Annotated in this window: 11 protein-coding genes; 4 read left to right on the top strand and 7 right to left on the bottom strand. The window is 70.2% G+C overall.

Annotation, left to right across the window (positions count from 1 at the left end):
* Positions 1-582, top strand: a 582-nt coding sequence (locus tag ABD151_RS19635; RefSeq protein WP_343996541.1) for an ATP-binding cassette domain-containing protein, incomplete at its 5' end; no start/stop codon positions are given.
* 67 nt (positions 583-649) lie between these two features.
* Positions 650-2380 carry a ubiquinone-dependent pyruvate dehydrogenase gene (poxB, locus tag ABD151_RS19640; protein ID WP_343996542.1) on the top strand — a complete coding sequence of 577 codons (1731 nt, stop codon included), beginning with the start codon at positions 650-652 and terminating at the stop codon, positions 2378-2380.
* Positions 2381-2447: 67 nt separating this feature from the next.
* On the opposite strand, the gene ABD151_RS19645 is transcribed toward poxB, so the two are convergent.
* The 4 genes from ABD151_RS19645 to ABD151_RS19660 all read right to left on the bottom strand — a co-directional run bounded on the left by ABD151_RS19645 (position 2448) and on the right by ABD151_RS19660 (position 5429).
* On the bottom strand, positions 2448-3254 hold the full coding sequence (locus ABD151_RS19645; RefSeq protein WP_343996543.1) for a hypothetical protein: 807 nt from the start codon (positions 3252-3254) through the stop codon (positions 2448-2450).
* On the bottom strand, positions 3251-3742 hold the full coding sequence (locus tag ABD151_RS19650; RefSeq protein WP_343996544.1) for a SigE family RNA polymerase sigma factor: 492 nt from the start codon (positions 3740-3742) through the stop codon (positions 3251-3253). The genes ABD151_RS19645 and ABD151_RS19650 overlap by 4 nt, the downstream gene beginning before the upstream one ends.
* A gap of 158 nt (positions 3743-3900) precedes the next feature.
* Positions 3901-4812 carry a DUF559 domain-containing protein gene (locus tag ABD151_RS19655; RefSeq protein ID WP_343996545.1) on the bottom strand — a complete coding sequence of 304 codons (912 nt, stop codon included), beginning with the start codon at positions 4810-4812 and terminating at the stop codon, positions 3901-3903.
* A gap of 176 nt (positions 4813-4988) precedes the next feature.
* Positions 4989-5429, bottom strand: coding sequence for a nuclear transport factor 2 family protein (locus ABD151_RS19660; RefSeq protein ID WP_343996546.1), 441 nt, complete (start codon positions 5427-5429; stop codon positions 4989-4991).
* A gap of 117 nt (positions 5430-5546) precedes the next feature.
* Here ABD151_RS19660 and ABD151_RS19665 point away from each other — a divergent pair, with 117 nt between their 5' ends.
* Positions 5547-6107, top strand: a complete 561-nt coding sequence (locus ABD151_RS19665) for a hypothetical protein (protein ID WP_343996547.1) — start codon at positions 5547-5549, stop codon at positions 6105-6107.
* Here ABD151_RS19665 and ABD151_RS19670 read toward each other — a convergent pair.
* The 3 genes from ABD151_RS19670 to ABD151_RS19680 form a co-directional block, all read right to left on the bottom strand.
* On the bottom strand, positions 6049-7473 hold the full coding sequence (locus ABD151_RS19670) for an MFS transporter (RefSeq protein WP_343996548.1): 1425 nt from the start codon (positions 7471-7473) through the stop codon (positions 6049-6051). The two genes, ABD151_RS19665 and ABD151_RS19670, sit on opposite strands and share 59 nt — an antisense overlap.
* A complete protein-coding gene (locus ABD151_RS19675; protein WP_343996549.1) occupies positions 7470-7910 on the bottom strand; it encodes a MarR family winged helix-turn-helix transcriptional regulator in 441 nt (146 codons plus the stop codon). Before ABD151_RS19675 ends, ABD151_RS19670 begins: the two co-directional genes overlap by 4 nt.
* A gap of 81 nt (positions 7911-7991) precedes the next feature.
* Positions 7992-8450 (bottom strand): RrF2 family transcriptional regulator, encoded by a 459-nt coding sequence (locus tag ABD151_RS19680; protein ID WP_343996550.1) that lies wholly within the window; start codon positions 8448-8450, stop codon positions 7992-7994.
* A 182-nt stretch (positions 8451-8632) separates the two neighbouring features.
* Between ABD151_RS19680 and ABD151_RS19685 the strand changes: the two genes are divergently transcribed.
* Positions 8633-10516, top strand: a complete 1884-nt coding sequence (locus ABD151_RS19685; RefSeq protein WP_343996551.1) for an acyl-CoA dehydrogenase — start codon at positions 8633-8635, stop codon at positions 10514-10516.
* Positions 10517-10525 lie beyond the last annotated feature (9 nt).

Consider the following 10525-nt stretch of genomic DNA (forward strand, 5'->3'; position numbering starts at 1 on the left):
GATGCCGCCACCGTGAGCCGCGGCGACTTCACCCTCGGACCGGTCTCGGTCCAGGTCAGCGCCGGTGACCGGATCGCGATCACCGGCCCCAACGGTGCCGGCAAGTCCACCCTGCTCGGCCTGCTCCTCGGCGAGATCACCCCGGACGACGGCCGCGCCAGCCTGGGCGCCACGGTCGCCGTCGGCGGCATCGACCAGGCCCGCACCGGGTTGGCCGAGGAGCTCCCGCTCGGCGACGCCTTCGAGGCGGTTCTGCCCGACATGACACCGGCGGACGTGCGCACCCTGCTCGCCAAGTTCGGGCTCAAGGCCGACCAGGTCGCCAGCCAGGTCGGGCGTCTCTCCGGTGGCGAGCGGACCCGTGCCGCGATGGCGCTGCTGCAGGCGCGCGGCGTCAACCTGCTGGTGCTCGACGAGCCGACCAACCACCTCGACCTGCCCGCGATCGAGCAGCTGGAGCAGGCGCTGGAGAGCTACCAGGGCACGCTGCTGCTGGTCTCCCACGATCGCCGCCTGCTCGCCAACGTGCGGCTCGACCAGCATTGGGACGTCGACGGCGGCAAGGTCACCGTTCGGCACTGACGCCGCAGGCCGCGCGTGGGTACTGTCGCTGGTGGAGGCACTTCCCGACACTCGGAGGACGGAACTGATGGCGACGATCGCAGACGGCATCGTGACCACACTCGGACGGGCCGGCGTCAGCCGGGTCTACGGAGTGCCGGGCGATTCGCTCAACGGCTTCACCGACGCGCTCCGGCGGGCCGGCACGATCAGCTGGGAGCATGTGCGGCACGAGGAGGCAGCGGCGTTCGCCGCAGCCGCCGATGCCGGACTCACCGGCGAGCTCGCGGTCTGCGTGGGCAGCTGCGGCCCCGGCAACCTGCACCTGATCAACGGCCTCTTCGACGCTCATCGCTCGCGGGTTCCGGTGCTGGCGATCGCGGCCCAGATCCCCGCCGTCGAGGTGGGGAGCGGCTACTTCCAGGAGACCCACCCCGACCAGCTCTTCCGTGAGTGCAGCGTCTACTCCGAGCTGGTCTCGACCCCCGATCAGCTGCCGCGGGTGCTGGAGATCGCGATGCGCAACGCGATCGAGAAGCGCGGCGTCGCCGTCGTGGTGATCCCCGGCGAGGTCTTCTTGACCAAGGCCTCCGCCACCGCCAAGGCCACGCCGATCACCGCCACCCGCTCCGTCGTCCGTCCGGTCGACGATGAGCTGCGGCGCGCTGCCGAGATCCTCGACGGCGCCTCGCGGGTGACGATCCTCGGTGGGGCGGGCACCGAGGGCGCGCATGCGCAGGTGCTGGCGATGGCCGAGAAGCTGCAGGCTCCGGTCGTCCATGCCCTGCGTGGCAAGGAGTTCCTGGAGTACGACAACCCGTTCGACGTGGGGATGACGGGCCTGCTCGGCTTCACCTCCGGCTACCGGGCGATGGAGAGCTGCGACGCGCTGTTGATGCTCGGCACCGACTTCCCGTACCGGCAGTTCCTGCCCAGCAAGGCGGCCGTGATCCAGGTGGACCTGCGCGGAGAGCAGCTCGGCAAACGGGTCGACCTCGACCTCGGCCTGGTCGGCGACGTCGGCGACACCCTCGACGCGCTGCTGCCGATGCTGACGGCGAAGACCGACCGCAAGCACCTCGACAGCTGCCTCAAGCACTACCGCAAGGCACGCGAGTCTCTCGATGATCTCGCCGTCGACGACCACAAGAGGCCGATCCATCCGCAGTACGTGGCCCGGTTGATCAGCGAGCTCGCCAGCGACGACGCCGTCTTCATCCCCGACGTCGGATCACCGGTGGTGTGGGCGGCCCGCTATCTGCGGATGAACGGTCGCCGACGGCTCATCGGCTCCTTCGCGCACGGCACGATGGCCAATGCGGTGCCACACGCGATCGGCGCGCAGACCGCGTTCCCGGATCGACAGGTCGTCGCGCTGGCAGGCGACGGCGGGCTCTCGATGCTGCTCGGCGAGCTGCTGACCCTGCGCCAGAACAGGCTGCCGGTGAAGATCGTGGTCTTCAACAACTCGTCGTTGAACTTCGTCGAGCTGGAGATGAAGGCTGCCGGGTTCGTGAACTTCGGCACCGACCTCGACAACCCCAGCTTCGCCGACGTCGCCCGCGCAGTCGGCCTGCATGCCCAGCGGGTGGAGCAACCCGGGGATCTCCCCGACGCGTTGAACGCCGCCTTCGCACACGATGGGCCCGCGCTGGTCGACGTGGTGACCGCTCGCCAAGAGCTGTCCATCCCGCCGACCGTCACCGCCGAGCAGGCCAAGGGCTTCACGCTCTATGCCCTGCGCACCATCATGTCGGGCAAGGGTGACGAGCTGGTCGACCTCGCCGACACCAACGTGTTCCGCAGGATCTTCAGCTGAGGAAGGGCTTCAGCTCCGGCCATCGTGGACCCGCGACCTGCCCCGGTCCCGGGTCCACGGCTGCCTGCTACGCGAACCAGGCCTCGCTGGTGACCAGCTCGACCAGGACGTCCCCGTCCACGAGCGGCTGGTCGCGCAGCGCCGGCACGTCCTCGCTGCCGTCCGGGTTCTTGCCGGCCGCGACGTTGTACGAGACGACGTCGACCCGGTAGCCGTGGTTCCACGCGGTGGCCGAGCCCACCCTGACCTCGCTGCCGACCGTTCCCGTGGTGATCGCGCCGACCTCGATGCCGTCGACGACCCGGCACGAGAGCCGCGGCTGCGCGGGCGCGCCGGCGGTCGTCCGCAACCGCTTCTCGGCGCTCGACTCGCGCGACGCAGCCCGACAGCTCGCGCGGTCCTGGGACGGCTCGATGACCACGGTGGTCAGCGTGCCGTCGAGCCGGAAGTGCAGGATCATCCTGTTCTCCTCGGCGATCAAGGGGTACGGCGCCTCGTTCAGGAGCGGACCGATCTCGGTGGCGCCCGCAGCCTCGCCCACGAGCTGCGGGACGGCCTCGGCGTCGATGGTGATCGGCCGGTCCGGCGTGGCGGGCTGCTGGTGCAGCCCGGGCGAGGCGGCGCCGCTGGGCGCACTCGCGAAGCCGGGGCTTTGCTCGGCCACCGGGGTCGGGGTGTCCGCGCCCCAGTCGGGCACGGTGACGCCGAGGGTGACCGCGGCGGTGACCCCGGCCACCGCGAGCACCGAGGCTGCACGTCGCCGACGCAGGCGCCGCCGTCCGCGAGCACCGGCCTCGGTGACCATCCCGGCAATGTCGACGGGCACCGCGCGGGCGGCACGGTCGAGCAGGTCTGCGAACTCGTCGTCCTTCATCGAAGGCTCCTCTCACGCATCCGCGCCAAGGCACGCATGCTCCGGTTCCGCACTGCCCCAGGAGAGAGGCCGAGGATGCCGGCCACCTCGTCGACCGAGAGGTCGTCGAGGTAGCGCAGCACCAGCACCGCACGATCGGTCGGCGACGCCTCGGCGAGCGCGTCCGCGAGGCTGACCCGCAGCGCAGCCGCATCAGCGTGGTCGCCGAGCGCACCGTCCGGCAGGTCCGCATACGGCTGCTCCGTGCTGCTGCGCTTGCGCCGTGAGCTGACGAAGGTGCGCGTCAGCGTGGTCTGCGCATAGGCCGCCGGGTTGTCGAGCGCGGGCGCAAGCACCCGATGCATCCGCACGTAGACCTTGACCAGCGTCTCCTGGACCAGATCCTCGGCCTCGGTGCGGCTGCCACACAACAGCCACGCGGAGCGCAACAGGTGCGCCGTCCGCGCTCGCGCGAACTCCTCGAAGGCGGTGGTGCGGCTCTCGCTCATGTCTCTCCTGGTTCATGTGATGACACCACTTCGACGCCGTCAGCGCAGGCTTTGTCACACACCCGCGATCTCGGTTCCCCGCGGCAGGAGACTCGGCCGCTCGCCGACGACGTCAGGCGGCGAGCCGCCGTTTGGAGGGCGAACCTCCTGCCGCCAGGTCACAGCCGCCGGTCGCGCGCGGAGACGCGGACCGGGCGACGGTCCGGCCCGCGGACGACGAGATCGGCGAGCAATTGCTGGACGTACTCAGGCTTGGCCATCACGTCCTCCCAACAGAAGCGGACGACGGTCCAGCCGGCGCGGACCAGCGCGGCATGACGGCGGATGTCATACCGGAAGACTCCGGCGTCCCCGTGCCAGCGGTACGAGTCGGCCTCCAGCACCAACCGCAAGTGCGGGTCAGCGAGGTCGACCCGCCCGATCCACTGCATGAGGACCTGGGGTTCGACCTCCAGGCCCGGCACCTTGAGTGCGATCGCCCGAAGCGACGACTCGAAGGGGTTCGCCGCACACGGATCGGCCGACTCGATCACCCGCCGCGCCTGCGGCTTGCCGATCCGCGACGTCGACGTCAACACGTCGAGCAGTTCGTCGCACGTCACCTTCCCCTCGCGCAGGGCCGAGTCGGCGACGCTCAGCGCGTCTGCGAACGGCAGCGCCCGGGCGCAGTCGACGACGGTTCGTGCCCTGGTGGTCAGCAGACCCTGTCGGGCGGTGTGCGCCCGATGCTCGGGCGGCAGGTCCTGCCAGAAGACGGTCATCGCGGCCCGTCGCACAGCGGGCACGTGACTGTGCGCCCGCACCGAGACCTGCGGCAAGTCCGGCGGACGGCGCACCTGCCAGCCCCACAGCTGCGCGGCACTCAGGTGACTGACGACGCCGTAGACCTGCGCCGCGGCCGCAATCGCCTCGTCGCCGCCCGGCAGCACGTACCGGTTGCGGACCGCCCGCACGACCCGGCCCTCGCGCACCGCCAGCCACACCGCCCGGCGCCCGCAGAGCTCGAGCAGCCGCGTGCCGTCGACGATGCCACCGCAGCGGAGCAGCACCTCGACCGGTTCCCATGCCATGCCCGATGGTCGCCCGAACCGGGCTCGCCGCGCATCGGTCCGACCCGCGCCTGTGGAGAACCTCCAGGGAGGAGGCTCGGCTGGATCGACTCCCACAAGCGGGACACAGGACGCCTCGAGCGCGAGCGTCCTCCCCCGGTGACCGCACACCCCGGCACGAGAGCGCGGAGCACCGCTCAGGCGGAGGTGAAGGTCGCCATCGTCCGCTCGGGCTCCCAGAACGCCCGCATCGACGCGACCCGGCCCTCGTCGTCCACGACATAGACCATCACCAGGTCGGTGGTGGTGTGACTGCCGTCGGGGAACGAGGTCTTGATCTGGCCGACGTTGGCGCAGGTGTTGCTGCCGGGGTTGGCGAAGGACTCGTTGATGGTGAACTCGAAGGTGCCGATCGGCGCGATCGCCTTCTCCCAGAACGCGCTGATCCCGGCGTGGCCGCGGTGGCCCTTGCCCTCGGGATCGAACATCGAGGGACCGACCGGGTCCTCCAGGACGGCGTCCGGCGCGTAGACCGTGAGCCACTCGGCGAGGTCGCCCTTGGCCACGGCGGCATAGGAGCGCTGCGAGGCACGGCGCGCGGGGTGGTCGTCGTCGACGGCGTTCCAGTTGATCGTCATGGCCGCAGGATACGACGAATCTAGAACAGGTTCTAGGGATCGATCTTCACCTGCCCGCCCCCACCCGGTTCGGTCCGCGTTCACCTCGGGGCAACCGTCGCGGCCCACCCTCGAGGCATGGCCAAGAACAAGCTCCTGCTGCACATCGGCCCGGCCCCGGTCGACGCCGGCAGCCTCGCGCCGCACCGCGACCTGCTGTCCGTCACCGGCCTGCACCTGCTCGACGTCGCGCCCGAGGACCTGGAGGCCGCCACCGTGGAGATGCTCCGCCGCCACCGCGAGGTCGGACTGGAGCGTCGCGACGTCGAGGGCAGCTGGGCCGAGATCACCCGCGACCTGTGGCGCGGCCAGCGCGACGCCGTGCTCAGCGCCCCCGGCCTCTGCGACGCCGACCTCGGGCAGGCCGCCCTGATCCTCGACCACCTGGCCGGGCTCGAGGTGCACGTCGCCGTCACCGGCTCCGTCACGGCTCGCAGCGACGTCGCGCAGCGCTGGGGGCGCCTGCTTCCGGCGCTGCGTCTGCACCAGATCGAGCTCGACGACGACGCCGCGGCCATCGACCTCGCCGAGGCCCTGACCGGCGTCGGCCACCTGGTCGCGGCCACGCAGCCGCGTCCGGTCAGCCGACTGCGTCCTCGACGCCGACCGGTCGACGCACTGACCCGCGTGCCCGCCTGAGCGCCACCGCGTGCACGGTGAGCACCACGAAGACCACGCTGCACACGACCGCGCTCACCTCGAACGTCTCACTGATGCCGGCGTCGGTGGCAACGCCGCCGGGACCCGCGTGAGCGGCGACCACCGCCGCTGAGATCGCGGTGCCGAAGGAGCTGCCGACCGTGCGCAGCACCTGGTTGAAGCTGACCGAGCTGCCCAGCTCCTCGGCCGCGACGCTACGCGCGATCAGTGCCGGCATCGCGGCGTAGCTCGCGCCCATCCCGATCCCGAAGAGCAGCATGCCGACGCCGAGCTCCCACAGCTGCGAGTGCGCCAGCCACAGCAGGGCCGCCGCGCCGGCCATGATCCCGGCACCGATCGGGAGCAGCACGGCAAGGTCGATCCGCCGCGAGATCCGGCGCACCAACCGGTTGGCACCGAAGCTGCCCACCGAGAGCGGGAACATCACGAAGCCCGCCCAGAAGACCGGCAGCGCCAGCCCGTAGCCACTCGACGTCGGCGCCTGCGCGACCAGGCTGCCCACCGACAGCCCGATGTAGAGCGCACCGCCCAAGGCGATCGCGGTGCCGTTGGCGAGCAGGACGTCGGCGCGCGAGAAGACCCGCAGGTTGATCAAGGGGTGCGAGGAGCGCAGCTCGACGACGACCCACGCGACCAGCAGCACCGTCGCAACACCGAGCACGCCGACGACGGCGCCCGATCCCCAACCCCACTTCGCGCCCTCGCTGATCCCGAGCAGGAGCAGGCCGAGCCCGGCACCGAGCAGCACCGTGCCGGGGACGTCGAACGGACGCCGCTCGGCCCGAGCCGGACCGTCGGCGGGAATGCCCCGCGCCACCACCACGATCGCGCTGACCACGAAGGCTGCCGCGAACCAGAACGCGGCGCGGTACTCCCAGGTTCCGGCGATCACGCCGGTCAGCGGATAGCCGACGCCGATGCCGGTGGCGACGGTGACCGAGAGGCTGGAGATCGCGTTCTGGGCGTGTTCGCTCGGCACCCGGCGTCGCGCGATGGCGATCGTCACCGGGACGATGCCGTAGGTGAGGCCCTGGAGGGCGCGGCCGAGGAGGAAGATGCCGAAGGTCGGCGCCAGGGCAGCGACCACGCAGCCGATCAGCACGATCACGAGCGCGACCAGCAACAGCCGCTTCTGGTGCGGACCGTCACTGAGCCGGCCCATCACCGGGGTGGCGATCGCCCCGGCCAGGAGGTTGATCGTCAGCATCCACTGCGCGGTGCTGACGCTGACCCCCATCTCCTCGGCGATCGAGGGCACCAGGAGCATGCCGAGCGAGGAGACGATCGCCGTCGAGAGGGCCCCGTAGACGAGCGTCGGCACCAATCGGGCGCCGGGCCGGCTCACTCCTCGGCTCCCGAGACGAGCCGGTGCAGCAGCGGGATCACCGCCGCGAGCTCGCGACACTCCTCCTCGCTGAGCCGCTGGCCGATCACCTGCTCCAACCAGCCGCTGCTGACCGCCATCTCCGAGGTCAGCCGCTCGCGGCCTGCGTCGGTGAGCACGAACCAGCTGCGCCGGCGATCGCTCGGATCAGGCAGCCGCTCGAGGTAGCCGAGCTCCTGGAGCTCCTTGGTGACCAGCGAGATGGCCTGCGCGCTGACGCCGATCGCCTCGGCGAGATCGGCCCCCGAGGCGCGCTCTTGCCGCGCGAGGTGGCGCAGGACGTTGACCTTGCCCGAGGAGAGCGTGCGGATCGCGGCGACCCGCGCCGCGACCGGCCTCAGGAAGTCGACCAGATCGGTGGCGAGCTGACGAGCACTTCCGGGGTCGCGAGGGTCCATACAACCAGTAAAGCAGATTGATCAAGCGGCTTTACTAATTGCTTCGGGTGCCAGTTCGGCGGGCGCAAGCGCAAGCCCGGGCTAGTGGGGCTGCCAGGCGTCCTCGTCAGCGGTGCGCGAGGTGACCGCCTCGGGCAGCTCGCCCGCGGCGAGCGAGGCGATCGAGACCTCCTCGAAGACCTCGCGCAGCGAGCGCCGCGCGGCGATCCAGACATGCTGGAGCACCTCGGCGTTCTCGTTGTAGGAGACCGCCTCCGGGCGCAGGCCGTAGACGGAGACCAGCGGGCCGTCCACGGCACGGATCACGTCGGCGATCGACACGTTCTCGGGCTTGCCCGCCAGGCGCCAGCCGCCGGACTGACCTCGCTGCGAGACCACCACGCCCGAACGACGGAGGTCGGCCAGGATCGCCTGGAGGAAGCCGTGCGGGATGTCTTGCAGACGCCCCAGCTCCTCGGCGCTGATCGGACCAGAGTCTTCCCGGCGCGCCATCTCAATGAGGGCACGCAGGGCGTAGTCGGACTTGGCAGAGACGCGCATGCACGCAGTCTGTCAGACGACGGCCCGAAATTTCCCCTCACCCCACGGCGATCACGGCTCCGGCTTCGCCATGAGTTCGCTCGCGACGTCTTGATTTGAGTGCCCGTACCTAGCACAATAGAAGTTACCGACGGGTAGCAAACTGCCCGCCTCGACGACATCGGATGGAAAAGGGTGGGTCTGTGAGCCACTACAAGAGCAACCTTCGCGACATCGAGTTCAACCTCTTCGAGGTGCTGAACACCCAGGAGATCCTGGGCCAGGGGCCCTTCGCCGAAGTGGACGCCGACACCGCCCGCGAGGTCCTGACCGAGGTCGAGCGCCTCGCTCGCGAGGACCTCGCCGCCTCCTTCGAGGACAGCGACCGCAACCCGCCGGTCTTCGACCCGGCCACCCACAACGCGCCGCTGCCGGAGTCCTTCAAGAAGTCCTACCGGACCTGGATGGACGCCGAGTTCTGGCGTCTGCAGATCCGCGAGGAGCTCGGCGGCACGCTCGCTCCGGCGACCCTGAACTGGGCGATCGGCGAGATGGTGCTCGGCTCCAACGCCCCGATCCACATGTACGCAGCCGGCGCCCCGTTCGCCGGCGTGCTGTGGAACAACGCCAACGGCGTGGCCCGCGACGAGCGCGTCGCCCAGATCATGGTCGAGCGCCAGTGGGGCTGCACCATGGTGCTCACCGAGCCGGACGCCGGCTCCGACGTCGGCGCAGGCCGCGCGAAGGCCACCCCGAACGAGGACGGCTCCTGGAACGTCACCGGCGTGAAGCGGTTCATCACCTCGGCCACCAACGACATGGTCGAGAACGTGATGCACCTGGTGCTCGCCCGCCCCGAGGGCGTCGAGGGTGCCGGTGGTCCCGGCACCAAGGGCCTCTCGCTCTTCTGGATGCCCGAGCACCACTTCGACCACGAGACCGGGGAGCTCACCGGCGAGCGCAACGGCATCTACGTCACCAACGTCGAGCACAAGATGGGCATCAAGGTCTCCAACACCTGCGAGGTCACCTTCGGCGACCCGCAGGTCGGCGGCGGCGAGCCCGCCAAGGGCTGGCTGGTCGGCGAGGTCCACAACGGCATCGCGCAGATGTTCGACGTCATCGAGAACGCCCGGATGATGGTCGGCACCAAGGCCATCGCCACCCTCTCCACCGGCTACCTGAACGCGCTGGAGTACGCCAAGGAGCGGGTCCAGGGCGCCGACCTCACTGAGTCGGCCAACAAGACCGCTCCCCGGGTCACCATCACCCACCACCCCGACGTCCGCCGCTCGCTGATGACGCAGAAGTCGTACGCCGAGGCGATGCGCGCGCTGGTCCTCTACACCGCGTCCTGGCAGGACAGGGTGATGATCGCCGAGGCCAACGGCGAGCGCGACGACCTCGCGATGAAGATCAACGACCTGCTCCTGCCGATCGTCAAGGGCTACGGCTCGGAGCGCTCGTGGACCCTGCTGGGCACCGAGTCGCTGCAGACCTTCGGCGGCTCCGGCTTCCTGCAGGAGTACCCGATCGAGCAGTACGTGCGCGACGCGAAGATCGACACCCTCTACGAGGGCACCACCGCGATCCAGGGCCAGGACCTCTTCTTCCGCAAGATCGTCAAGGACCAGGCGAAGGCGCTGGGCCACGTGGCCGGCGAGGTCGAGGCGTTCATCAAGGACGCCGAGGGCAACGCCGAGCTCAAGGTCGAGCGCGACCTGCTGGCCAAGGCCCTCGAGGACGGCAACGCGATCGTGGCCACCATGATCGGCCAGCTGATGAGCGCCGACGTCAACGCCGAGGGCGGCGACCTGCGCAACATCTACAAGGTCGGCCTGAACACCAGCCGCCTGCTGATGGTGCTCGGCGACATCGTCTGCTCCTGGCTGCTGCTGCGCCAGGCCGAGGTGGCGCTGGCCAAGCTCGGTGGCGAGGTCAGCGAGAAGGACAAGGCCTTCTACACCGGCAAGGTCGCCGCGGCGCAGTTCTTCGCCCGCAACGTGCTGCCGAAGATCGCCGCCGAGCGGACCATGGCCGAGGCCACCGACCTCGCGATCATGGACCTCGACGAGGCCGCATTCTGATCTGACGCC

It is taken from the genome of Nocardioides dubius, from assembly GCF_039528155.1.
Taxonomy (GTDB): domain Bacteria; phylum Actinomycetota; class Actinomycetes; order Propionibacteriales; family Nocardioidaceae; genus Nocardioides; species Nocardioides dubius.

Coding starts and splice junctions, on each gene's coding strand:
- poxB (WP_343996542.1), top strand. CDS start 650: ATGGCGACGATCGCAGACGGCATCGTGACCACACTCGGACGGGCCGGC.
- ABD151_RS19645 (WP_343996543.1), bottom strand. CDS start 3,254: ATGAAGGACGACGAGTTCGCAGACCTGCTCGACCGTGCCGCCCGCGCG.
- ABD151_RS19650 (WP_343996544.1), bottom strand. CDS start 3,742: ATGAGCGAGAGCCGCACCACCGCCTTCGAGGAGTTCGCGCGAGCGCGG.
- ABD151_RS19655 (WP_343996545.1), bottom strand. CDS start 4,812: ATGGCATGGGAACCGGTCGAGGTGCTGCTCCGCTGCGGTGGCATCGTC.
- ABD151_RS19660 (WP_343996546.1), bottom strand. CDS start 5,429: ATGACGATCAACTGGAACGCCGTCGACGACGACCACCCCGCGCGCCGT.
- ABD151_RS19665 (WP_343996547.1), top strand. CDS start 5,547: ATGGCCAAGAACAAGCTCCTGCTGCACATCGGCCCGGCCCCGGTCGAC.
- ABD151_RS19675 (WP_343996549.1), bottom strand. CDS start 7,910: ATGGACCCTCGCGACCCCGGAAGTGCTCGTCAGCTCGCCACCGATCTG.
- ABD151_RS19680 (WP_343996550.1), bottom strand. CDS start 8,450: ATGCGCGTCTCTGCCAAGTCCGACTACGCCCTGCGTGCCCTCATTGAG.